The sequence below is a fragment of the Chitinophaga varians genome (assembly GCF_012641275.1).
Classification (GTDB): domain Bacteria; phylum Bacteroidota; class Bacteroidia; order Chitinophagales; family Chitinophagaceae; genus Chitinophaga; species Chitinophaga varians_A.
In genome coordinates, this window is sequence record NZ_JABAIA010000001.1 from 1005156 (window position 1) to 1030535 (window position 25380).

The 25380-nt window shown below is 50.0% G+C and carries 15 protein-coding genes; 13 read left to right on the plus strand and 2 right to left on the minus strand.

Going from position 1 to position 25380, the window contains the following annotated elements; all coding sequences use genetic code 11:
* Window positions 1-109: 109 nt before the first annotated feature.
* From HGH92_RS04075 to HGH92_RS04115, 9 genes are all read left to right on the plus strand, one after another.
* Entirely contained in the window at window positions 110-3478 is a 3369-nt protein-coding gene (locus HGH92_RS04075; RefSeq protein WP_168869473.1) for a SusC/RagA family TonB-linked outer membrane protein, read from the plus strand.
* A gap of 12 nt (window positions 3479-3490) precedes the next feature.
* Entirely contained in the window at window positions 3491-5047 is a 1557-nt protein-coding gene (locus HGH92_RS04080; protein WP_168869474.1) for a RagB/SusD family nutrient uptake outer membrane protein, read from the plus strand.
* A 15-nt stretch (window positions 5048-5062) separates the two neighbouring features.
* Window positions 5063-6169 (plus strand): hypothetical protein, encoded by a 1107-nt coding sequence (locus HGH92_RS04085; RefSeq protein WP_168869475.1) that lies wholly within the window; start codon window positions 5063-5065, stop codon window positions 6167-6169.
* Window positions 6170-6173: 4 nt separating this feature from the next.
* A complete protein-coding gene (locus HGH92_RS04090; protein WP_168869476.1) occupies window positions 6174-7205 on the plus strand; it encodes a DUF6528 family protein in 1032 nt (343 codons plus the stop codon).
* The gene (locus tag HGH92_RS04095) at window positions 7205-9088 is read left to right on the plus strand and encodes a beta-N-acetylhexosaminidase (RefSeq protein WP_168869477.1); all 1884 of its coding nucleotides are present in this window, start codon (window positions 7205-7207) and stop codon (window positions 9086-9088) included. Before HGH92_RS04090 ends, HGH92_RS04095 begins: the two co-directional genes overlap by 1 nt.
* Before the next feature lie 2 nt (window positions 9089-9090).
* On the plus strand, window positions 9091-12222 hold the full coding sequence (locus HGH92_RS04100; protein ID WP_168869478.1) for a glycosyl hydrolase: 3132 nt from the start codon (window positions 9091-9093) through the stop codon (window positions 12220-12222).
* A gap of 231 nt (window positions 12223-12453) precedes the next feature.
* A complete protein-coding gene (locus HGH92_RS04105) occupies window positions 12454-15663 on the plus strand; it encodes an RHS repeat protein (RefSeq protein WP_168869479.1) in 3210 nt (1069 codons plus the stop codon).
* A 159-nt stretch (window positions 15664-15822) separates the two neighbouring features.
* On the plus strand, window positions 15823-17160 hold the full coding sequence (locus HGH92_RS04110) for a serine hydrolase (protein ID WP_168869480.1): 1338 nt from the start codon (window positions 15823-15825) through the stop codon (window positions 17158-17160).
* A gap of 93 nt (window positions 17161-17253) precedes the next feature.
* Entirely contained in the window at window positions 17254-18033 is a 780-nt protein-coding gene (locus tag HGH92_RS04115; protein WP_168869481.1) for a DUF4846 domain-containing protein, read from the plus strand.
* Here the strand turns inward: HGH92_RS04115 and HGH92_RS04120 are convergent.
* Both HGH92_RS04120 and HGH92_RS04125 read right to left on the minus strand, forming a co-directional pair.
* A complete protein-coding gene (locus HGH92_RS04120; protein ID WP_168869482.1) occupies window positions 18019-18363 on the minus strand; it encodes a hypothetical protein in 345 nt (114 codons plus the stop codon). The two genes, HGH92_RS04115 and HGH92_RS04120, sit on opposite strands and share 15 nt — an antisense overlap.
* Window positions 18364-18375: 12 nt before the next feature.
* On the minus strand, window positions 18376-18900 hold the full coding sequence (locus HGH92_RS04125; protein ID WP_168869483.1) for a hypothetical protein: 525 nt from the start codon (window positions 18898-18900) through the stop codon (window positions 18376-18378).
* Between the two features lie 163 nt (window positions 18901-19063).
* Between HGH92_RS04125 and HGH92_RS04130 the strand changes: the two genes are divergently transcribed.
* The 4 genes from HGH92_RS04130 to HGH92_RS04145 all read left to right on the plus strand — a co-directional run bounded on the left by HGH92_RS04130 (window position 19064) and on the right by HGH92_RS04145 (window position 25372).
* The gene (locus tag HGH92_RS04130; RefSeq protein ID WP_168869484.1) at window positions 19064-19468 is read left to right on the plus strand and encodes a hypothetical protein; all 405 of its coding nucleotides are present in this window, start codon (window positions 19064-19066) and stop codon (window positions 19466-19468) included.
* A gap of 164 nt (window positions 19469-19632) precedes the next feature.
* Complete coding sequence (locus HGH92_RS04135; RefSeq protein ID WP_168869485.1) at window positions 19633-20718, plus strand: efflux RND transporter periplasmic adaptor subunit; 1086 nt, start codon at window positions 19633-19635, stop codon at window positions 20716-20718.
* A gap of 27 nt (window positions 20719-20745) precedes the next feature.
* Window positions 20746-23937 (plus strand): efflux RND transporter permease subunit, encoded by a 3192-nt coding sequence (locus HGH92_RS04140; protein WP_168869486.1) that lies wholly within the window; start codon window positions 20746-20748, stop codon window positions 23935-23937.
* A gap of 4 nt (window positions 23938-23941) precedes the next feature.
* The gene (locus HGH92_RS04145) at window positions 23942-25372 is read left to right on the plus strand and encodes a TolC family protein (RefSeq protein WP_168869487.1); all 1431 of its coding nucleotides are present in this window, start codon (window positions 23942-23944) and stop codon (window positions 25370-25372) included.
* The last annotated feature ends 8 nt before the right edge of the window (window positions 25373-25380 follow it).

The window sequence follows — 25380 nt, forward strand, 5'->3', positions numbered from 1 at the left end:
TGTCATCACAGTTTTTATTAAACACAAACATCCAAATGTAATGAAATTTTACATACCTGTCGTGCGCCCTGACAGAGCCGGCGTCACGTGCAAAAAAATTCTGTTGATAATGAAACTGACCGTCGTTTTAATGATCACAGCGTTATTGGAAGTCAGTGCCACCAGCTATGCACAAAAGGTGACATTATCTGCCAAACAAATCTCCCTCCGCGATGTATTCCGTCAGATTCGCAAACAAACTGCCTACAACGTATTATGGAACGTTGATATCCTGCAAGACGCCAAACCGGTAGAGATACAAGCTACCAATGCCAGCGTGGAAGATGTGCTGAAACAGTGTTTCGCCCATCAGCCCTATACCTATGCTATTCATCAGAATACGATCGTCATCACCCGAACAACAACAACAACAACAACGGTTATCTCCATTACCATCAAAGGCCGCGTAACGGACGTGAACAACCACCCCCTGCCCGGGGTGGCCGTCAGGCTTAAAGGCTCACAAGCCGGCACCACCACCCTGGCTGATGGCACTTATACACTCACTGTGCCTGATGCAGGCGGGATATTGTTATTCAACTACATGGGCTATACACCCAAGGAAGTGGCTGTTAATGGGCAGACTGTTATCAATGTGCAGCTGGAACAAACCTCGTCGCAGCTGAATGAAGTAGTGGTGGCCTATGGTAAACAAAGCACCCGCGAAATAGTAGGCTCCGTGGCCAAACTGTCGGCCGTTGATATCAAAGACCAGCCCACCGGCACTTTCGCGGAAAGATTACAGGGCAAACTGCCTGGCGTACAGGTAGCGCAAACCACCGGCAGGCCAGGACAGGGAATGGACCTCCGCATCCGCGGCGCCGCCTCCCTCACGTCCAGCGTGCGGCCACTGATAGTAGTGGACGGGCAGCCTATGACGGGCAATCCCGATGCTATCAATAACATCAACCCGGACGAGATAGAATCTTTCACCGTATTGAAAGATGCCTCCTCTACGGCGTTGTACGGCTCCCGCGCGGCCAACGGCGTAGTGATAATCACCACCAAAAGAGGCAAAGCCGGCGCTACACAAATCAATTTCAACTCCTATTACGGCACCGCCTCGCTGATGCGGGAACTGATACCACCTGTCATGAACGCCACTCAGCTGGCCACCTACATGAAAGGTTTTTATGAAGACAAAATCAAGTACGAAGGTTATACCGGCGGCATCCCCGCAGTATATCAAAACCCGGAACAATACGGCAAAGGCACCGACTGGTTCAGCGTACTCACCAGAAACGCACCGGTGCAAAATTACAGCCTGTCCGTCAGCGCCGGCAATGAGAAAGCCGCTGTCAGCGTGGTGGGTGGCTATTTTGATCAACAGGGCATTTTGCTCAACACCGGCTACAAACGTTTCGCCCTGCGCGTGAACGGCGATTTCAACCCGTCCAAAAGAATAAAAATCGGCGTGGGCGTAGCACCGTCCCTGCAACTGGAACACAACAACCGCCAGGGCGCTGGCTTTAACGTGGACGGACAACGGGCCATTTTTGCGTCCGCCTCCATGATGCCGACCATGGGCTCTCCTTACAATCCTGACGGTTCACTGGCACTGGGCATCTCAGGCTTCACCAACCAGTTTGTATGGGCCAACCCGCTGCGTCAGTTGCTCGAAATAAAAGACGATGCCAACCGCCTGCGTTTACTCGCCAACATATTCACCGAAGTAAAACTGACAGACCACCTCACCTTCCGCACATCCGGCAGCACCGATATCTCCAGCATGACCCGCAACAGGTTTATCCCTTCTACTTCTATCGGCGGCTTCAATGCCCTGCCTATTGAGAACGCGCCGCCGGGCAACAACTCCGCCCTGGGCGAAACCAGCGTTAACAACGATTACTCCTGGCTCAACGAAAATACACTGAACTACCGCCAACAGTTTGGTAAAGACCATTCACTGGACTTATTAGGCGGTTTTACCATACAGCGGTCCACCGGGTTTGCCAGTGATGTGGTAGGCCGCGACTACCCGGACAACAGCATTCCCTACCTCAGCGCCGCTACCCGCTTCACTACCAACACCTCCAGCGCCGCCGCCTGGACAATGGCATCCCTCCTTGGCCGTTTGAACTATAGCTATAAAGACCGCTACATGTTACAGGCCACCATCAGAAGAGATGGCTCCTCCCGTTTCGGTGACCAGAACAAATGGGGCACCTTCCCGTCTGTAGGTGCAAGCTGGATCGTAAGCGATGAATCTTTCCTTAAAAACATGCCTGTGCTGAGCCTCCTGAAAGTAAGGGCCACCTACGGTTTGACAGGCATGAACGAGATCGGCAACTATACTACAGTGGCCGGCATAGGAAACGCCAACTATGTTTTTCCTGGTGGCCTCGCTCCGGGCAAAGTGCAAAACAGCCTGGGCAACCAAAGCCTTTCCTGGGAACGTAACCGGCAGTTTGACGCCGGCATTGACATCGGGTTGTTTGACGGAAGGGTCAATCTGACTTATGACTACTACAATAAACTGACGGCAGGACTGTTGTTTATATTGCCCGTTCCTCAGTCATCCGGGTTTTCTACCGTGCAGGACAACCTCGGCGATATCAGCCAGTGGGGACATGAAATTATCGTCAGCACCAAAAACATGGTGGGCAAATTTAAATGGAACACCGACTTTAACATCTCTTTCAACAGAAATGTGGTTAAACGGATCGGTCTCAACAACATTTCTTTCGCGGACAATCCTACTACCACCTTGTCAGAGTTCACCGACTACCGCACACTGGTAGGCAAACCTGTAGGACAGTTCTACGGTTACATCTTTGACGGCATCTTCAAAAACCAGGCAGAAGCCGATGCCGGGCCTAAATATTACGGAACTGGCACCACTACCCTCTCCCAGGCCGGCACCGTACGGTTCAAAGACCTGAACGGCGATGGTAAAATCACTTTCCCTGAAGACCAGACCGTCATTGGCGATCCTAATCCGAAGTTCATTTTTGGTTTAACAAACACCTTCCAGTACCAACATTTCGATATGAGCATTGCCATCTCAGGCACTTATGGCAACAAGCTGAAAAATGGTATGCAGGAAAGCACCTACAACCTGGACGGTGTGTTCAATGGCCCGCCCGAACTGCTCGATCGCTGGCGCTCGGAAGACAATCCCGGAAATGGCCGCGTAGCAAGGACCTTAGCCAACACCACCGCCGCCTACCGTACAGACAATACACTGTTTATTCACGATGCTTCACATCTCACCATCAATAATATCGCGCTGGGATATACGCTGACGAAATTCAGAACACCTGCTATCAAAAGTTTAAGGATATACGCTTCCGCTCAAAACGTGTACATCTTCACCAGCTATCCCGGCAACCCGGAAGTAAGCGCCGGCGGACTGGCATATGTAACACAGCAGGGGCAAGACCTGGGGGCTTATCCACTGCAACGGACCTTCACGTTTGGTTTGAACCTTGGCCTTTAAAAATCAGCAAAAATGAAAAAGATTTCCTGTTATATATTAGTCACACTGAGTCTGGCAGCAACGTCCTGTAAAAAGTTCCTTAGCGAAAACGATCCCAACAGGACCACGCTGGGGAGTTATTTCAAAAACCAGAACGATTTTGATCTCGCTGTCAACGGCGCCTATAACCAGCTGCGCGGTCTTTATAATAACAAAAGCGCGTGGGTGATGGGAGAAATGCGGTCCGATAACACCCATTACGATTATAAATCTTCCGATCAGGCGGTAGCTACCGTGAACCGCTATAACGTGGCGGATTTCCTGGATGATAAATACAACAACCAGACACCCGGGAAATGGAATGCCGGTTTCAATGCCATTTCCGCCGTTAATGTGATCATGGACCATATTGATGACATCCAGCTGTCCGAATCAGCACGTAATTCCATTGTAGGGCAGGTAAAATTTATCCGCGCCCTCGCTTATTTCGACCTGGTGCGTTTCTACGGCGGACTGCCCATTTACAAACGGGCGCCGCTTACCCGTGAGGAGACTTATATTCCGCGTGCCTCTGTGCAGGAAGTATATGACCTGATCGTTGCCGATGCCACCGATGCCGCCACCAAACTGTCTGCCACAACGTTTCCGCAGACCGGCCGCGCTACCAAAGGCGCCGCACTCACGCTGCTCGGCGACGTATACCTTAGCCTGAAAAAATACGACCAGGCAGAAGCTGCGTTGAAACAAGTGACAGCCATGGGATACTCTTTGTTTCAAAACTACGGAGATGCGTTCCAGTTAAACAACAAAAACGGCAAGGAGTCCATCTTTGAAATACAGTTCAACACCGGCCTGGCTATACCGCAGGCCAATGTTGACGCTTCTGTTTACAACTTCCTGCCGCGCATGGCCAACACCACCGTAGTGACCGGCGTTAACTACAACAGCATCACCAATACCGGCGGTTTTAATACGCCCACGCAAGACCTGATCAGCGCTTTCGAAGCAGGCGACCAACGCCTCGATGCCTCCATTGCTATAGCAGAAGGCACTTTCAACGCCACAGATGACTTTACTGCCACCGCCGTGAAGTCCGCTGTCAACTACACACCGCCCGCCGGCAAAGTAGGACGACCGTTCCCGAAGAAATTCCTGCACGCGCATACCATCGGCAATCAAACCAACGACAACTGGCCGGTTTACCGTTATTCGGAAGTACTGCTCCTGCTGGCGGAAAGCCTCAACCAGCAAGGCAAATCAGGCGAAGCGCTAACATACCTGAACATGGTCAGACAACGCGCCTTCGGCGATGCCCTGCACAATATCACCACCACAGACCAGACCGCATTACAGACAGTGCTGCTGAAAGAAAGAAGAGTGGAGCTGGCCTTCGAAAATAAACGCTGGCTCGATCTGGTACGCACAGGCAACGCAATAACTGTGATGAACGACTTCGGCGTGAAACAAAAAGCACAGTACAGCTACCTTCAATCGGGAAGTTACAACGTCACGCAAAACAGGCTGTTGTTCCCCATCCCGAACGCAGAGATGCTGCTGAATGATAAACTCACACAAAACCCTGGTTACTAACTAAAACTCACCCACATGAAAAAGATCATGATGAAGGCAGGAAACCCCTGCCTTAAGTCTTCCTGTGTTCATTGGACAGTGTCAGTATTGGTTTTATTCACCCTCTCCTGCTCACGGCAGCAGGAACAGCTACAACCCGAAAACAAAACAACCACAGCGGAAGATGGCCGGCAGGCACAGACCGAAGCCACCTGCTGCTGGGTAGCCATCACCAATCAGGCTACCAAAAAAATTGAAGTGTACGATCCCGCGGATGCTTCCTGGACTACCGCCAAATGGTCGTGGATGCCCACCACCGCGCTTTCGTATAATGCTACCAGTGAGATACCCCTCTGGGAAGCACCTACCGATATCAAAGTGCGGAACAACGCTATTTTCGACAATACCGCACAGGTGATCACCGCCACCTCCTACCGGCTGGCCACTATTGCCCGATACACGGGCACGGGCACACGCGGGCAGAAACTGTGGGTGATGGGATTTAATGACACCACCAGCCTGCATGCAATGGAGATACTGCCTGACGGCAACTGCGTTGTGGCCAGCGCCGGCAAAGAATGGCCACAGGGCTGGATACGCATTTACTCTTCCTCACAGCCGGTGCCCAACCACGGCGTTAATACACAATACTATTTCCCTGCGGCACACGCAGTGCTGTGGGACAATACCCACCAGGTGCTCTGGGCGCTGGGCAATCAGCTGAGAAAATACGGTTATAACACGCCCAACTCCGGTGGCAGTACCACCAATCCTAAGCTGGAGTTGCTGGTCACCTACAACGTGTTACCCTCTGCATGGGGCCACGATCTCTCCGCCGATGTGAACAATCCCGACCAGCTGCTGCTGTCCACTAACGGTGGCGTATATATCTTCCATGTGTCCAACGGTACTTTCAGCAGTATGCCGGGAGCGGCCCAACAAACTTTTGTGAAAGCCATCAGCAGTCAGCCCGGACAGAACACCCTGGTGGAAACACGGCCCAGCAGCGGTTGCACTATCAACTCCTGGTGCACTTCCGTGGTCAATTTCTACAATGCTTCCAATGGAAACGCTACCGGTTCGCGTACAGTAAGCGGTTCCGCTATCTACAAAGCAAAAACTTTCGACCCAAATTACTATTGATATCATGAAGAGAATCATATTGATCACCACTGCAGCCGCACTGATTATTTTTCAGTTCGCCTGCAGTAAAAAACAGGGGGCCACAGCGCCCCCTGTTGACCCACCAGCCGTACAAAAGCCGGAACCTTATCCGGGACTGCCACTGGCGCTTACCAATGGTTCCAATAAGAAACTGGAAATCTATGATCCCACTGTCACCGACTGGAATACCGCCGAAGCAAAAAAATGGAGCTGGTCACCTACCACCACACTGGGTTTCAGCGTTGATGAGATCAACCGCTTTAGCGGCGGCACGGACTTTAAACTTCGCAAAGGCATTGCTGTTATCAGCGACAATAACGTGGCGGCCATCATCACTTATCCTGCCGGGCAACGCGTTTGGTCGAAAGTGATCAGCGGCAACCTCCACTCCGCGGAACTGCTGCCCAATGGCAATATTGCACTGGCGGCATCCGACGGCAACTGGGTCAGGGTGTATGCGGCTTCACAGGGCGCTGACAACGCCACTTACGCCGAGTTCCCACTAGGCGCCGCACATGCCGTGCTATGGGACCCGGAAACCAACGTATTGTGGGTAACCGGCCAGGACCAGTCCAACAACGCCCATATCCTCACTGCACTGTCCGTAGGAGGCACCGATGCCCAGCCTGAATTAACCGAATTAAAACAATACCGCGTCACCCTGCCGACCGCCTGGGGCCACGAAATAAGCGCTTACTACGGAAATAAGAATCTGCTGTGGGTGACTACCAACGGTGGCGAATATGTGTTTAACAAAAGTACCAAAGCATTGACCATGGCGCCGACCAATAATCTCACTTTTGTAAAAGGCATAGGCAACCAACCCAGCGGACAAATTGTGCTGGTACGCCCTGATGCCAACAAAAACCCACGGCCACAGGTCAGTTGTTCGCTCAACAACTGGTCTACCAGCACCATTGATTTTTACACCGCCGGCGGCCAATGGCAAGGCTCCAGGACCGTCAATGGCGCGTGTTTCTATAAAATAAAAATCGTTTACGACAATTATCAATAATGTACCTGAAGATATATGCATGTTGTGTGACCTTTCTCTGTAGCAGTATAGCAGGCAGCTTCGCCCAGTCGCTGATACCCATGCCGCAATCCGTAAAAAAGGGTAGCGGCAGTTTTACTTTTAGCGCCCACACGCCTATCCGCACGGATGTGCAGGATAAACGCGCCGTAGCGCTGCTTGCCGGCCAGTTACCGTTTCACCATAAAATCACCACCGGAAAAACGAATACACCAGCACTGATCATCACGGAACGCAACGCTGCCACGTTGCCAAAAGAAGGCTACCGCCTGGACGTAACGCCCGACAGCATCGTGCTCACCGGTCGCGATGCCGGCCTGTTCTACGGTATGCAAACCTTATTGCAGCTGCTGCCGGCGCCCACAGCCGACATCGCCAACATACCCTGCGTCAGCATAGAAGACGCTCCCCGCTTCGGCTACCGCGGCCTTATGCTGGACGTGTCCCGGCACTTTTTTACCGTCAGCCAGATCAAAGCGTTGCTGGATTTGATGGCCCGTTATAAACTGAACCGTTTTCACTGGCACCTGACAGATGACCAGGGCTGGCGACTGGAAATAAAAAGCCTGCCTGAACTGACAAGCGTAGGCGCCTGGCGTGTGCCACGGATAGATTTCAGTGGCAACACCCTGCCGCCACAACCCGGCGAAAAAGCCACCGATGGCGGATTTTACACGCAGGAAGAGGTGAAAGAAGTGATCCGTTATGCAGCGGAAAGACACATTGACATACTGCCGGAAATAGACGTGCCGGGACATTCCATGGCCGCCATTGCATCGTACCCATGGCTGTGCGTAACACGCGACACGGCCATCAAAGTCAACCCCGGCAGTAGTTTCGCCAAATGGTTCCCCAGCGGTGGTTTTGAAATGTATGTAGATAATTCCCTGAACCCCATCGACGAAAGGGTATACCAGTTTCTGGACAAAGTATTCGGTGAGGTGGCGGCATTGTTTCCCTATCCGTATATCCATATCGGTGGTGATGAATGTTATAAAGCCTTCTGGGAAAAGGACAGCAGCGTACATCAGTTCATGCGGCAACACCATATCCGCGATAGTCATGCCCTACAAGGTTATTTTATCTCCCGGCTGAATAAAATCATTCAATCAAAAAACAAAAAAATGATCGCATGGGATGAAATCGCGGAAGGTGACCTCAAAGAAGATATTGCAGTGATGAACCGGTTTGGAGAAAAAGGCGCTGTGGAACAGATCAGGAAAGGACTGGACATCATACTGGCACCGGGCGGCAACGGCCTCTACTTTGACTATGCACAGAGTACTTCCGAACAGGAACCTTCCAGTCATGGTGGCGATGCGCCTGCATGGAAAGCATACCAATACAACCCCGCCTATCCGGCACTCTCTGCGCAAGAGCTGCAACACATCATGGGCGTTGAAGCCTGTATCTGGACAGAACATATTCCTGATATATCCAAACTGCAATACATGCTGCTGCCACGAATGCTGGCACTGGCAGAGACAGGATGGACCACCGCTGAGAACAAAGACATTCAGCGATTCGCTAATACCGCACTACCGGCGCACCTGGGGCGTTTCGACAAAGCAGGAATGAACTACCGCGTGCCCGCAGTTTTTAACTATGTGGATACTACTATTACTACCGGCACTTACCTGTTTGAAGTAACACAGCCACCGGTACCGGACGCCCGCATATACTACACGCTGAACAACCGCCCGCCCGGAGATTACGACCATCTGTACACCGGACCAGTCACCATCACCATTCCCAAAGGGAAAACGATCACACTCAAAACCATGGTGATCACACCTGCGGGCCGACGAAGCATTATCACCCGCACAGTACTGGACAATAGTGACAAACCTAAAAACGAACATTAGCCATGCAAAAGCGTATCTGCCATTTCTTATGCTGTACATTGATCATTGCCGCTTTATTCACCTCTTCGCATACTCAGGCGCAGCAAAGGTTACAAGGGTTTGAAACAGTGGCCGCAGGATTCAAAAATCCTGGCCGTGACTATGGAACAGTACCTTTCTGGGTATGGAACACTAAAATCACCAAGCGCAATATCGATTCCATGTTGCATGACTACCGGAAAAATGATTTCGGCGGCGTGATCATCCACGCCCGCCCGGGATTAATTACCGAATACCTGTCGGAAGACTGGTTCGATTTATTTGCCTATTCCGTGCAGCTGGGGAAAAAACTGGGACTGAACATCTGGATATACGACGAAAACTCCTATCCTACCGGTTTTGCCGGCGGACTGGTGGGCGAACAAATGCCCGAGGCCTACAACCAGGGACAGATGTTGTATATGGAGGAAGCCAATCGTTTACCCGTTGACGTATCTCCTTACTTTTTATGCCTTAAGGAAGAAAACGGCGCATACAACAATATCACGGACCATCTGCAGGAAGAATCCGGAAAGACCGGCCAATACCGGTTATTCAAAAAAGTAAACTATCAGCGGTCCAACCGCGGATCAGTAGCCGGCCCTATCGGTGTGTCCTACGTAGACCTCATGGCCAAAGGGGTTACAGACAAGTTCATCGATGTGACCTACAAAAGTTATGAGAAAGTGGTAGGAAAAGAATTCGGTAAAACCATCAAAGGCGTGTTTTCCGATGAACCTACTATTATCAACGAAGGACGCAACTGCGTACGCTGGACACCTGACCTGTTCGACCGGTTTTATAACAACTGGGGATATGATCTCCGGCTTCACCTGCCTTCCCTGTTTAAAGAAACCGGCGACTGGAAACGGGTACGTCATAACTACTATGAGATGCTGTTGCAACTGTTTGTTGACCGTTGGTCTAAACCAGTGGCCAGTTACATGCAGCAACATCAGCTCGTGTGGACAGGCCACTATTGGGAACATGGCTGGCCCAGTCCCTACCACGGTCCGGACAACATGGCCATGTATGCCTGGCACCAGATGCCGGGCATTGACATGCTGTTCAATCAATTCAACGAAGACAAGCCCGTACAGTTTGGAAATATCCGCGCGGTGCGGGAACTGGGCAGTGTAGCCAATCAGCTCGGGAAAACGCGTACCTTGTCTGAGACCTACGGCGGTGGTGGCTGGGAGCTCACCTTTAAAGACATGAAACGGCTGGCCGACTGGCAGTTTGTACTGGGTGTTAACTTCATGAACCAGCATTTGTCTTTTATGACGCTGACGGGCGCACGTAAATACGACTATCCGCCCAGCTTCTCCTACCATGAGCCATGGTGGCCGTATTACCGCTTTATGAACCATTATTTCACGCGGTTGTCTTATCTGTTGTCCCAGGGACAGCAGTACAATGATATCCTCATCATAGAGCCTACTACCTCCGCCTGGATGTACTATGCCAGAGACGGTGAAAACAAACGTTTCTTCGACATCACCAAAAGCTTCAATGACTTTGTGACCATGATGCAGCGGGCGCACCTGGAATATGATCTCGGCTCAGAAAACATTATCAAAGACAATGGCCAGGTGAAAGGCGATCGTTTTATCATCGGAGAAAGGGCTTATAAAATGGTGGTGATACCGCCCGGCATGGAAAACATCAACGGCGCCACTTTCCGGTTGTTAAAGGCCTATGTGGCAGCAGGTGGGAAAGTAGTGTGCTTTGAACCATTACGGTTGGTAGACGGCGCCGTGAACCAGGAATTAGCCACGCTCTTCCCGTCGGATAAAATAATCGCTGTGAACACAGCGCCCTTTCAACCCGGACATTTTCGTATATCCGCCACCCGTGGCGACAGCATTGGCGGCAACCTTTATCACCAGCGCCGCCGGCTGGCCGACGGCGAGTTACTGTTGCTGACCAATGCCAGCATGACCAGCGCTTCTTCCGGCACCATCAGTACGCAGGGCAATGACGTACTGGAGATGAACATGCATTCCGGGAATATCTCCCGTTACCCTTATGCCCGTAACAACAATGCTGTACAGTTTGATGTTACCGTTCCTCCCGCCGGTAGCCTGATGTTATTTATCTCGGATAAAAAACTGCCGGGGTACCAGTCGACGCCACAGGCCAGCGAATGGGCCACTGTCAATGCCTCCGCCACCAGCGTGTCCAGGCCGGCAGACAACACGCTGACCATTGATTTCTGCGATCTCTATTTACACCGGCCGGATACCAGTTACAAACACCTGCATGTTGGCCAGGCTTCCAATACCGCATTCAAACACCATGGCTTTACAGACGGCGTAGGTAACCCCTGGAACAACCGCACACAGTTCAAAGACGCCATCGTAAAACGGGACACTTTCTCTACCGGCACCGGCTATACGGCTGTATATCACTTCCAGCTGAAAGACGGCGTGGATTTCCGGAATTTCAAAGCAGTCGTTGAACAACCCGGCCTCTGGCAGGAAGTGAAAATTAACGGCACCGTCATCAAAAACGATCCCGGCAAATGGTGGCTCGACCGCTCTTTTGGCGTATACCGGATTGGCAGTTACCTGAAAGCCGGGGATAATGAGCTGGCCGTGACCGTTGCCCCTATGAGCGTTTATGCGGAGATTGAGCCAGTGTATATCCTGGGTGATTTCCACCTGGAGGCCGCAGCGCAGGGATGGCGCATCGTTCCGCCACAGCCCTTACAGACCGGCTACTGGACCAAACAGGGATTGCCGTTATACAGTCAGGGCATCGCCTATACGAAAACTTTCGACGTTACAGACTCGGGCCGCACATACGCCGTTGTACTCGGCAAATGGCAGGGCACTGTAGCCACAGTAAAAGTCAATGATGTATTTGCCGGTATCATCACCGCCGAACCTAACAGGCTGGACATCGGGAAACTGATCAGAAAAGGGAACAACAAAGTAGAGGTGACCGTAATCGGCAGCCTAAAAAACCTGCTTGGGCCGTTTTACAACAAACCTGTTCCCGGACTGGTAGACCCGGGCAAATGGTACAATATCAAAACACAGCCGCCAGGAAATGAATATGACCTGTATGATTACGGGCTGGCTGAAGATTATGAGATACAGGTTGTCCGCTAAGAGCGGATGACCTGTGCGTTTGTTAACCCCACCCCAATCACCCTCTCTTTATTATAAAATAAGTATATTGCATATACCAAAATAGGTACCTGTGAAAATGTTAACCAATTTAAATGCCTTTGGAGTGCCATTACCAGTTTGATGTCCGGAAACCAATAATGTAACCTGTTTCTCTGCTGGATAATACCCACCCTTGTAAATCCTTATGTTCTGACAGAAATTTTTTGATCGATGAAAGTATTAAGATGCACACTATTAATGCTGGTAGCGTTCTGTAACAGCCTGTGGGCTCAGGAAGAGCCACTGAATCCAACAAAGTTCAATGTGATTCCACCTTCGCCCAATGCATCGGCCCTGGGGAAATACGGAGAAATCCCGGTAAACCTCTTTAACGGTTTGCCTAATATTGAAATCCCGCTTTCCCAGGTGGTAGTTGGCAACGAATTTAATATGCCGGTGAACTTATCTTATCATGCAGCCGGAAACCGGGTGGATGAAGTAGCCTCCTTCGTGGGGCTGGGATGGGCATTAAACGCAGGCGGAGCCATCACCCGAACTGTGCATGGTTCACCCGATGAATATGGCTATGTTGGGCAGGGACATGGAAAGTTGATACCAAAGCGTCCCTGGCAGATGGATTCCAGCAATTTTCAAACATTCAGGTCCAGTGCCGTGGGTATCATAGACACCCAACCGGACGAATTTTCCTATAACTTTGGCAACTACAGCGGGAAGTTCGTAGTGGACACCAACGGAGTGGTACAACTGATGCCTTACAAAAACATCCGGGTAAAATGGGACTGGGCAACCGGTAACTCCTTTACCATCACAACAGAAAACGGCACTAAATACATTTTTAAAACCACCGATGTCACCTGGACGACCAGCAATTGCGGCGATTCATATGATTCCTATACTTCAGCCTGGTATCTTACCTCGATTGTATTACCAGTGAGTAAACGTACGATCAACTTTGAATATATTTCAGGTAGTGTTTCTGTTAACTCCACATCACAAACAGAATCGCGGAACGCGTGTTATGGTGGGGCATGCGGTGGTGTACTGGGATGCCCAGGAAGCGTACCTGTATTTTCCACCTGTATTACCACCCGGTCATATAGTCAACAACAAATAAAGAAAATTGAGTACCCTGGTGGTAGAATTAGCTTTAATTATGCTTTTCCAAGAACAGATGTGGGAACAGGGCAATATGCACTAAGCGACATCACGATATCGTCCAATGTAGGCGGCGTCTATACAGATGTGAATAAGTATAAATTAAACTACGTCACTCCTGACCGCCTGAAGCTACAGTCCGTCAGCACGGTGGATATGAGTGACCAGGTGATTTCCGCCTATAAACTGTATTATGAGCAAACGGGGCTCCCCGCCATCGATGCAAAATCAAAAGACCATTGGGGATATTATAACAACGCGAACAATAGCACGTTGATTCCAGCTGACAGAAACCAAGGGCTGCCGGGTGGAAACAGAGAACCCAATAGCCAGTATACCAAAGCCGGGATTCTTGAAAAAATCGAATATCCAACAGGTGGATATACAACTTTCGAATTTGAAAACCATACCTATAGTTATTTTGCTGGTGCCGGCGTTGTAGAGGACCCCGTCTATCAAACAATTAATGTTGGTAAGAGTATATTTACAAACTCAACTCCACAGCATCGGGGGCCCAAATATGATACTATTAAATTAAACTTCTCCCGTGGCCTCTATGCCAATATCAACGCAATAGTAAGATCATGTTGTGGTAATATCGCTACAGCAGACGCAGTTGAAATAGCAACAGGAGAACGGCGAGCTATTTCCAGTACTACTCCAAACCTTTATTTTAGTGCCGGTCAACATATGATTGTCCTTCAAGCAGAGCATGCTGAGCCAACCGCTTCCGATGAGTTGGTATCCGTTTCTCTTACCTATGATGACGTTATTGGCTATACGAAAATAGCAACCGCCAGCGGCCTCCGGATAAGGAAAATCACGTCCTACGATGGCATCAATCACAGCAATGACATCATCAAAACATATACGTATAACTTCGGTAGTGATACACTGTCCAGTGGCTATCTCTGCAACAGGCCAAGATACGACTATCACTACGTCGCCATGAAACCAGTCAGAAACAGCAATACCGGAGCTGAAGTTCCCAGCTTTCCCTGCCCACTGACCATGCGGACTTCTGCTCCTAACAACGAAATAGAATCAGGACAAGGGTCTGTGGTGTACCGCGAAGTGCTGGAAAGCATCGGCAGTAATAAGCAAAATGGCAGCATACGGTATATCTACAAGCTGAATAACAATGCCAGCGGCCTCAATATATATCCTTTCGGCCCTTCTACCAATGTAAATATCACCAATGGTATGCTGGAACAACAACTGACTTTTGATAATACCGGCAAACGGGTGGCAGAGACCATCAATGAATACGACACTTACGAAAAAGCCAGCGTCCGGGGATGGAAAACCGGCTATAGCGAGAAAGGATACAACTTTACCGGACCATCATTCGAAAAATTCGCCACTAATACCTACGACTATAAAAGCGCCGGCGTATTATTGAAAAAAACCACGCAAAAACAATATCTGGGCACCGGTGAACTGAGCAATGTTACGGAATACGCATATGACAACCTGCAACATGTACAGCCCACCCGCATCCACAAGACAACATCCAAAATGGATGATCTGTGGATATACAACAAATACCCAACAGACTATACCATCCCGGCGGGAACCCTGTCAGCAGGCTTACAGGCCCTGAAGTTTATGCAGGACAGCAATATGCACAACGCTATGATTGAACAGTACACCCAGCAGGTTGCAGGGGGAACCGCCACCACCCTGTCTGCCGCGCAGGTACAGTACAAAATACTGCCTGTAGCCAATAACCAGAGCGCAGTAATGGCCACCTCCTATAAACTCAATACATCTGGTCTACTGTCAGGTTTTGTACCCACGTATATTCTCAACAACGACCTGAAACGTGATAATAACTACGAAGAGGTACTTCAATTCAACTTGTATGACAACATCGGCAACATACAAGAGCAACGCAAAACCAATGATGTCAACGAAGTTTATATCTGGGGATACAATGACTTATATCCGGTCGCTAAAATTATCGGATCGACCTATCAGACAGCGATGAGTTATATTGATCCGGCCATAATCCGGAACCCGCAAAATGATGCGCAGCTTCGAGCAGAACTGGATAAAATACGTACAGGCCTGAAAGGGACCAATGCATTGGTAAGCACCTATACCTACAAACCACAGGTAGGTGTCACCAGCGAAACAGATCCCAGCGGTAAAGTCGTCTACTATGAATATGATAGTGTAGGACGGTTGTTGCTGGTCAAAGACCAGAACGGAAAGATACTGAAGCAATACAGCTACCAGTACCAGCAACCAGTTAACCAATAACGACAGTGCTGATAACAAGTGATGAGCAGCCGGATATCCGCCCAAAGCTGGTAACCGGCTGCTTTTATATTTTATTTAACGTTACCTCGCATCTATCCGTCAAAACCTGTTTTATCTTTATAAGGATAGTCGTTTTCTTCCCGGTTTAATATCCTCATCATGAAAAGAACTATACTCCTCTTATTCGTTTCATTGATTATTAATTCTTTAAAAGCACAAACCGATAGCGAGAGACTGAATGAAGTGATGCAGGCCGCCACAGATGCCAATATCTTCAACGGTGTGGCTCTCGTTGCCCGCCATGACAGCATCCTGTTATTTAAAGGATATGGTTGGCGTGATTACGAACAGAAAATTCCTCATGACACCAATTCCGTATTCCAAATCGGCTCCGTTACCAAAACCTTTACCGCTACAGTTATCTTATGGCTGCAGGAACAACATCAGCTGAATATTCAAGATAAACTGAGTAAGTACTTCCCAAAGTACCGGTATGCAGATAAAATCACCATCAAAAACCTGTTGACACATACTTCCGGTATCTACAACTTTACAGACGCACACTACCTGGCAGATCTGGCCGAAAAGCCTTTCCGTCAGACGGACTTCTGGAATTATATTGCAGACAAACCGCTCGGATTCCCTCCCGATTCTATGCATAGTTACAGTAATTCCAACTATATGATACTTGGGTATATCATCGAAAAAGTTTCCGGCAAACCATATGAACAAATGGTACGGGAAGTGATATTCGATAAGGCTGGCATGACGCACTCCGGTTTTGACTACGCCCATTTATCCAGTCCGTATAAATCCGTTGGGTACGATGCTTTGAATGAAACCACTCATCAGCGCGCACGCATCTCCGATTCCAGTGCTACCTATGCTGCCGGGGCCATCTATACCACCGCTGGTGACCTGTACCGCTGGAATCTCGCCTTATATGGGAATAAAATTGTCAGTCAGGCTTCCCTGGAGGAAGCATTTACTCCTTATAAAGGCACCTACGGCTATGGCTGGTACATAGAACAACCACCCGGTATGAAGTTCGTAGCCCATAATGGCGGTATCTGGGGCTTTCAGGCACATTTCAAACGAATCCTTCAGGACCATGGCTGCATCATTTTGTTGCGCAATGAAATGCTGGGATTTGAAGACTATGCCCTGAGCCTTCACCGTATTATTCAACACGACCCTAATTACTACATACCCAGAAAAAGCATCTCTATCCCGGCCGATAGCCTTTCCGCTTATGTCGGCGAATACCAGCTTGCCGGCAAACCAGCGTTTAAGGCATCTGTCACAGTAAGGGAGGGCAACCTGTATATAGCCTGGACCAATTTCGCGCCCGAACAGGTATTCGCGGAAAAGAAAGATTGGTTCTTCTTTAAATCCTATAACAGTCAGATTGAGTACACCCGGAACGAAAAAGGCGGTATATCCGGATTTGTGGCCCATAACGGGAAACAGGAGTTTCCGTATGAAAAAATCAGGTAATCATCAGCTAAGCCGGATTTGTATGAGGTATCCCGACGCTACCAATAGCTTATGGAATTCCACAGAAGCTGCATCTTCCTCGAAACCGCTTATATGAAATCTTTTCTTTTCATGCTGCCGGCCGTTGGACTGGCGATTACAACTTACGCGCAGCAGAAAGTTTCAGAAATACCATTGCCCGCTGGTTACACAAGAATCACAGTGGAAAAGAATACTTTTGGGGAATGGCTGCAAAACTGTACCCTAAAACCTGACAAAACAGTATACCTGTATAACGGCGCTCCCAAAAGAAATCAGCAAGCACAATATGCTGTACTTGATGTGCCTGTAGGAAAAAGGGACCTACAACAATGCGCTGATGCTGTGATCCGCCTGCGTGCAGAATACCTGTATAAGAGCAATCGTACCGAAACAATTGTTTTCAAAGCAACAGATGGCACCAAAATGGATTTCAGTGGCTGGCTGAAGGGAGACCGCTTTGTGTTACAGCAGGGAAAACTGTTACGAAAGCGTATGGCCGCACCCGGACAAGGAAGAGCATTATTTGAAAAATATCTCGAAACCGTATTCACTTATGCCGGCACTATTTCGCTTAGCCGTGAACTGAAACAGGTCCGGAACCCACAAAACATACAACCAGGAGACGTCTTTATCCAGGGAGGCTCCCCCGGCCATGCTGTTATAGTGATCGACGTAGCACAGCATCGGTCCGGCAAAAAAATGTTTCTGCTCGCCCAAAGTTATATGCCGGCGCAGGATATCCATATCCTGAAAAATCCGGCGTCCCATAGTCCCTGGTATGATGCAGCGTTCGGCGGCAAGTTAATTACTCCGGAATGGATATTCAATGCTGGTTCTTTAATGCAATGGTGAGTCATGTCTCTCTCCATATTTCATCACCCCAATTTTCTTGAACACCATCATTTTGGTAAAATCCCGGTTGCAGACAGTAAGTCCGTTTTCAGAGAAAAGTAATCCAATAACCGGTGCTGCATTGGCCGCCTGGCATATTTGCACCCGATGTCTGTCCAGGACCAGGAAAAGTTCAACCGTTCCAAAGTGACATTGAATGAAGGCGTCCACTTTATTTTCATCATAGTCATCTCCCACTCCCACATAATGCCATTCCGTTCTGTCGCCTGGAACCCATTGAATATATTTCAGATATCGCCCGCTGGCAATAAAAATATTTTTCGCATCCATACGCCGAATCAATTATATCCCATGCGCCGCATTAAACTGCTCCTTCGTCCGCTCAAACACTGAATCCTTTACATACACCTTTTTATACAGTTCCTGCTTCTGTAAACTCAGCTCATAGATTTTTTCATGCGCCGCCATGGCCTCGTCTCCTTTCAGGCGATGGGCAATTTCCTGTTGAGACACTTCCTGCCGGTCGAAAAGCTGCAATGTTTTCAGTGCGGTATAATAATCTATAGCGGCGGCTTTCAACGGTTCACCCTGCTTAATATCTGTTGCCGGTAATAATTTAATGCTGTCAATAAGGCGGTCGAAATCTTTCTCTTCTCTGTCCAGCGCCGCCAGCGCGCCCTGGTAGTCGCTCTTTATGAGGCATTGTAGTTTCTGTTCTTCCGCACCTCCTTTGCCGACGAGGATGTTAAATGCTGTCCGTTCTTTCTGAAGGATAGCTGCTCTCAGCCGGATGGCCTTTTTGGGTTGGCAGGCAGTCAGACCTGTTAACAGCAGGGCAATGACCCAGAAATGAATTGGTCTTTTCATATGGTCGTTAACTTTAATGGAGAAGTTCGATACAGGTCTAAGTTATATATTTTCCCACAATTCCCGGCTAATAGCCATTCATCCCGCTTCCATCGATTTTAAACGAAATTTAATTTTTAACTATACCTACTTAATTGTTTTGATACTATTTTTGAGATCTGATATGAAACTATTAATAGGATATTTCCTGTCAATATGTTTTCTTTTATTGGGAAGCTATGCACATGCGGACGAAATCAGTTTGGACCAACCTTGTCAACAGACCACCGAAAACCCGGTACTGACAACGTTGTCATCCCTTCAACACTACGATATCCTTGTATGTTCTATGCCTTCTGGTAAAGAGAGTATAACCGACAGGTCAAAAGCAACGGAAATCGAAGAGGACAGCGACTCGGAATCCTTCAGGAAACTCCTGGAGACCGGCATATGCCGTATTACCTCTTTTTATGCCCTTCAGCCCGGATGTATTGTTCCCATCCTCTTCAGCAGCCACCGGCCCAATTTCTCTCACTTTTCTGCTACGGCTGCTGACAAGTTCATCGTAAACTGCGTCTTCAGGATTTGATTCCTGCAACATAATAGGCGAATACCATCGCCTCATTCCTCTTTACATACTGACAAAAAACAGCTGACCAGGTTGTCTGCATAGCACATCCGCCATGCGACCGGGATTGTCATGTCCTTCCGTTACGCCTGTTCAAACCGACCTGAATCCAAGCATCATTTTATATGAAAAGAATCGTCATGCTCATGGGCCTGTATGCCTTATTGTGCCATACAAGCTGCAAATCGTCCAAAGGAGAAGAAAAAGAAGAAGCTACCAAATTCCTGGTGACCAGTCCGATGAAAATGGACACCACCATTACCCGGGAATATGTCTGCCAGATACGCTCCATACGCAACATCGAACTAAGGGCCCAGGAAAAAGGCTACCTGCAGGGCATCAACGTAGATGAAGGCCAGGCGGTAAAGTCCGGCCAGCTGCTGTTTAAGATCATGCCCAAGCTCTATGAAGCGGAACTGGCAAAATCCGAAGCGGAAGCCCAGGCGGCAGAAATCGAAGTGCAAAACACCAAAAGCCTCGCCGATAAAAATGTAGTGTCCAAAAATGAACTGGCGCTGGCCAATGCCAAACTGCAAAAAGCAAAAGCCGAACTGGCTCTGGCGAAAGTACACCTTGGCTTCACGGAGATCAGAGCGCCGTTCGACGGTATCGTTGACCGCCTCCACCTGAAGCTCGGCAGCCTCGTGGGCGACGGCGACCTGCTCACCACCCTGTCAGACAACAGCCACATGTGGGTGTATTTTAACGTGTCCGAACCGGAATACCTCGACTATCAGGCCAGCCTGAAATCAAAAGGAGAGATGAAAGTGAACCTGCTCATGGCCAATAAACAGGTGTTCAAATATCCCGGCGTAGTGGAGACCATCGAAGGAGAATTCAACAACGAAACCGGTAACATCGCGTTCAGGGCCAATTTCCCTAACCCGGACAAACTGCTCAGACACGGGGAAACCGGCAGCATCCTGATGGACATGCCCCTGAAAAACGCTCTCATCATCCCTCAGAAAGCAACCATGGAAATCATGGACAAAAAATATGTTTTCGTAGTAGGCAAAGACAATGTGGTGGCCTTAAAAGCCATTACCATCGGCGCCGAAATGCCCGATCTGTATGTGGTGAAGGAAGGCCTGGCCGAAAATGACAAAATACTGCTGGAAGGTTTACGGAAAGTGAAAGACAAAGACAAAATCACTTTCGACTATGAAGAACCGGCAAAGGTGATGTCCCACCTGAAGTTACCAACGGAATAACGTAAACCTTCACTAAAAGAAAAAGCGATGTTTAATATATTCATGAAACGGCCGGTCTTTGCGATAGTGATATCCCTTGTCATTATCTTCATGGGCGTCCTGGCCATCAATACCCTGCCTACCTCACAGTTCCCCTCCATCGCACCGCCGAGGGTGATCGTGAGCGTAGCCTATCCGGGGGCCAGTGCAGACGTACTGGTAAAATCGGTGCTCATCCCGCTGGAAAAGTCGGTCAACGGCGTTCCCGGCATGAAGTACATGACCTCCGACGCCACCAGCGCCGGTGAAGCCAATATACAAGTGGTCTTCGACCTGGGTACTGATCCCAATCAGGCCGTGGTAAATGTAAAAAACCGTATCGAACAGGTGACCAACCGTCTGCCTGAACTGGTACAACGCGAAGGTATCGTGGTAAACATCCTTCAGCCCAACATGCTGATGTATGTGAACGTATACAGTAAAGATCCTAAAGCGGACGAAAACTTTCTGTACAACTACTCCAACGTAAACATCCTCCGCGAACTGAGCAGGGTGAAAGGTATCGGTAACGCACAAATCCTCGGCAGCCGCCAGTATGCCATGCGTATCTGGCTGAAGCCTGACAGGATGCGGGCCTACAACGTATCCACCGACGAGGTGATGGAAGCACTGGGCAGCCAGAGCGTGATCGGCTCTCCCGGCCGCCTCGGACGCAGCGACGGTAAACGCTCTGAAGCCCTCGAATACGTGCTCACCTACCAGGGTAGATATAATCAGCCCGAACAATACAAGGACGTGATCATCCGCGCCAACGCGAACGGTGAGCTCCTTCACCTGAAAGACATTGCGGACGTGGAACTGGGCAGCGAATTTTATGATATCTATTCCAACCTGAACAACCATCCCTCCGCGGCCATTGTACTGAAACAAACCTACGGCAGTAACGCCAGCGACGTAATCAAGGAAGTGAAAGCCAAACTGGAAGAGATGAAAGCCGATTTCCCTCCGGGCATGGACTACCAGATCAGCTATGACGTGTCCACGTTCCTGGACGCCTCCATCGAAAAGGTAGTGCACACGCTCGGTGAAGCCTTCGTACTGGTAGCTATCGTGGTGTTCCTGTTCCTGGGCGACTGGCGCTCTACGCTCATTCCCACCCTGGCGGTGCCCGTATCACTGGTGGGCGCCTTCTTCTTTATGCAGGTCTTCGGTCTCACGATCAACCTCATCACCCTGTTCGCCCTCGTACTGGCTATCGGTATCGTGGTGGACAACGCCATCGTGGTGATTGAAGCGGTACACGCAAAAATGGAAGAAGAACACCTCTCCCCTTATGCGGCCACTAAAAAAGTATTGCATGAGATCAGCGGCGCTATCGTGGCCATCACCTTTGTAATGGCAGCAGTGTTCATCCCGGTATCGTTCATGCCCGGACCCGTAGGTATTTTCTACCGGCAGTTCGCTATCACTATGGCCACGTCCATCGTGCTTTCCGGCGTGGTGGCACTCACGCTCACGCCTGTACTCTGCGCTATCCTGCTGAAAAACACGCACGGCCAGCCTAAGAAGAAAACACCCATCCAGTACGGCCTGGACGCCTTCAACAGAGGGTTTGAGAAACTCACCGGCCGCTACACCCGGCTGATGGAGAAAATCGTCAGCCGCAGGGTAGTCACCTTCGGCCTGCTGATCGCTTTCGGCGTGGGTATCTTCGGTGTCAGCGCAGTACTGCCTTCCGGCTTTATTCCCAGTGAAGACCAGGGCATGATCTACGCGATCATCCAAACGCCTCCCGGTTCCACACTGGAACGCACCAACGATCTTGCCAGAAAAGTACAGGAAATCGCCGAACATGTGGACGGCATCGAGTCCGTATCCGCGCTGGCAGGTTACGAAGTGCTCACGGAAGGCCGCGGCTCCAACGCCGGTACCTGTCTGATCAACCTCAAAGGCTGGTCAGAACGCAAACACTCCGTGAACCAGATCATCGCCGAACTGGAAGAGAAATGTAAGGAAATACCCGGCGCCACCATCGAGTTCTTCGGCCCTCCCGCCGTACCGGGTTATGGCGCTGCCGGCGGTTTCTCCCTCCGCCTGCTCGATAAAACCAACAGCGATGATTATAAAGAGATGGAGAAAGTGAACGATGAATTTATGGCCGCACTGAGAAAACGCAAGGAACTGACCGGCCTGTTCACCTTCTACAGCGCCAACTATCCGCAATATGAACTGCAGATAGACAATCAGGCCGCCATGCAGAAAGGCGTCTCCATCGGTAAAGCCATGGACAACCTCTCCATCCTCATCGGCAGTACCTACGAACTGGGTTTCATACGTTTCGGCAACTTCCTCAAAGTTTACGTACAGGCGGCACCGGAGTACCGCCGGCTGCCAGACGACCTGATGAACCTCTACGTAAAAAACAACCGTGACGAAATGGTGCCCTACTCCGCTTTCATGAGCATCAAAAAATCACACGGCCTCAATGAGATCACCCGGTACAATATGTACAATTCCTCTGCCATCCGCGGTGAGCCCGCAGCAGGCTACAGCAGCGGCGAGGCTATTAAAGTCATCCAGGAAGTGGCCGCCAAAACCCTGCCGCATGGCTATGGCATTGACTGGGAAGGTCTCTCCAAAGATGAAGCCGGCCGTGGCAACGAAGCGCTGTACATCTTCCTGATCGTATTGTTCTTTGTATACCTGATCCTGGCCGCACAATATGAAAGCTTCGTACTGCCGCTGGCGGTAGTGCTCTCCCTGCCGGCCGGTGTGTTTGGTTCCTTCCTGCTGATCAAAGTGATGGGACTTTCCAACGATATCTACGCACAGGTAGGGCTGATCATGCTGGTAGGCCTGCTGGGCAAAAACGCGGTACTGATCGTGGAATTTGCCGCACAGAAACACCGTGCAGGCGTGTCTGTATTTGATGCCGCCATCGAAGGCGCCAAAACCCGTTTCCGTCCCATTTTAATGACCTCCCTGGCATTTATCGCCGGTCTGATCCCGCTGATATTCGCCACCGGTCCGGGCGCCATCGGTAACCGCACCATCGGCGCGTCCTCCCTGGGAGGCATGCTGATAGGCACCATCTTCGGGGTCATCCTCATTCCGGGACTGTATTACATATTCGGCAGCATCGCCGCCAAACGCAAGCTGATCAAAGATGAAGATGAGAAACCGCTGACAGAACGCAAGATCCTCATCATGGAAGAAGACAGCTATCACTCAAGAAACTGATCATATGCCAGGAAAAAAATATCAATATATAGGACTCATCTGTTTCTCCCTCACCTATGCGGCCTGTAAGGTGCCGGAGCTGACGGGAAAGACAGCCAACAAACAGGTCCCTGACAGTTATAACAACTCGCAGGACAGCACCAACACCGCGCAGGTGAAATGGAAGGAGTATTTCACCGATCCTCACCTGGTGGCCCTGATTGACACAGCGCTGAAGAACAACCAGGAACTGAATATCACCTTACAGGAGATAGAAATCTCCCGTAATGAAGTAAGGGCCAGAAAAGGGGAATACCTGCCCTCTGTAGGCCTCAGGGCCGGCGCGGGCCTGGACAAGGTAGGCCGTTACACTAACATCGGCGCATCGGAAGAAAACACGGAAATCAAGCCAGGAAAGGAAATGCCCGACCCGCTGCCCGACTACCTGTTAGGGGTGTACGCCAACTGGGAAGTGGACATCTGGCATAAACTGCATAACGCTAAAAAAGCAGCCGTTGCCCGCTACCTCTCCACCGTGGAAGGCCGCAACTTCGTCATCACCAACCTGGTGGCCGAAGTGGCCAACTCCTACTACGAACTGCTGGCGCTGGACAACCAGCTGGAAATCGTGAAAAAGAATATGGCCATCCAGCAGAACGCGCTCGATATCGTGAAACTGGAAAAAGAAGCTACCCGTGTAACGGAGCTGGCTGTACGTAAATTTGAGGCCGAAGTGCTGAAAACACAAAGCCTGCAATACGATATCCAGCAGCAGATCACTGAAACAGAGAACAGGATCAACTTCCTGCTGGCACGGTACCCGCAGCCGGTGCCAAGAGATGGACAACATTTCGAGGAACTGGTGCCGGCTTCTATCCATGCCGGTCTGCCTTCGCAGCTGCTGGCCAACCGGCCCGATATCAAACAGGCGGAACTGGGACTGGCGGCAGCACAGCTGGACATCAAGGTGGCCAAAGCGCAGTTCTACCCGTCACTGGGCATCACCGCCTCTTTCGGTTATAACGCCTTTAATCCGGGCTACCTGCTGAGAACACCGGAATCCATGCTGTATTCCGTAGCCGGGGAACTGGTGGCACCGCTGGTCAACCGGAACGCGATAAAAGCCACTTACTACAGTGCCAATGCCAAACAACTGCAAGCGGTCTATAACTACGAACGCACGATCTTAAACGCCTATGTGGAAGTAGCCAACCAGCTGGCGAAGATCAACAACCTGGAAAAAAGCTACGACCTGAAGTCGAAGCAGGTGGCCGCGCTTACGCAGTCCATCACCATTTCCACCGACCTGTTCAAGTTCGCCCGTGCAGATTACATGGAAGTGCTGCTGACACAGCGCGACGCACTGGAGTCAAAATTTGAACTGATCGAAACCAAAAAACAACAGCTGAACGCCATGGTGAATATTTACCGCGCGCTCGGCGGTGGCTGGAACTAGTCAACCCA

Bases quoted from the DNA above. Each gene is read 5' to 3' on its own strand.
- HGH92_RS04075 (WP_168869473.1), top strand. From the start codon at position 110: ATGAAACTGACCGTCGTTTTAATGATCACAGCGTTATTGGAAGTCAGT.
- HGH92_RS04080 (WP_168869474.1), top strand. From the start codon at position 3,491: ATGAAAAAGATTTCCTGTTATATATTAGTCACACTGAGTCTGGCAGCA.
- HGH92_RS04085 (WP_168869475.1), top strand. From the start codon at position 5,063: ATGAAAAAGATCATGATGAAGGCAGGAAACCCCTGCCTTAAGTCTTCC.
- HGH92_RS04090 (WP_168869476.1), top strand. From the start codon at position 6,174: ATGAAGAGAATCATATTGATCACCACTGCAGCCGCACTGATTATTTTT.
- HGH92_RS04095 (WP_168869477.1), top strand. From the start codon at position 7,205: ATGTACCTGAAGATATATGCATGTTGTGTGACCTTTCTCTGTAGCAGT.
- HGH92_RS04100 (WP_168869478.1), top strand. From the start codon at position 9,091: ATGCAAAAGCGTATCTGCCATTTCTTATGCTGTACATTGATCATTGCC.
- HGH92_RS04105 (WP_168869479.1), top strand. From the start codon at position 12,454: ATGAAAGTATTAAGATGCACACTATTAATGCTGGTAGCGTTCTGTAAC.
- HGH92_RS04110 (WP_168869480.1), top strand. From the start codon at position 15,823: ATGAAAAGAACTATACTCCTCTTATTCGTTTCATTGATTATTAATTCT.
- HGH92_RS04115 (WP_168869481.1), top strand. From the start codon at position 17,254: ATGAAATCTTTTCTTTTCATGCTGCCGGCCGTTGGACTGGCGATTACA.
- HGH92_RS04120 (WP_168869482.1), bottom strand. From the start codon at position 18,363: ATGGATGCGAAAAATATTTTTATTGCCAGCGGGCGATATCTGAAATAT.
- HGH92_RS04125 (WP_168869483.1), bottom strand. From the start codon at position 18,900: ATGAAAAGACCAATTCATTTCTGGGTCATTGCCCTGCTGTTAACAGGT.
- HGH92_RS04130 (WP_168869484.1), top strand. From the start codon at position 19,064: ATGAAACTATTAATAGGATATTTCCTGTCAATATGTTTTCTTTTATTG.
- HGH92_RS04135 (WP_168869485.1), top strand. From the start codon at position 19,633: ATGAAAAGAATCGTCATGCTCATGGGCCTGTATGCCTTATTGTGCCAT.
- HGH92_RS04140 (WP_168869486.1), top strand. From the start codon at position 20,746: ATGTTTAATATATTCATGAAACGGCCGGTCTTTGCGATAGTGATATCC.
- HGH92_RS04145 (WP_168869487.1), top strand. From the start codon at position 23,942: ATGCCAGGAAAAAAATATCAATATATAGGACTCATCTGTTTCTCCCTC.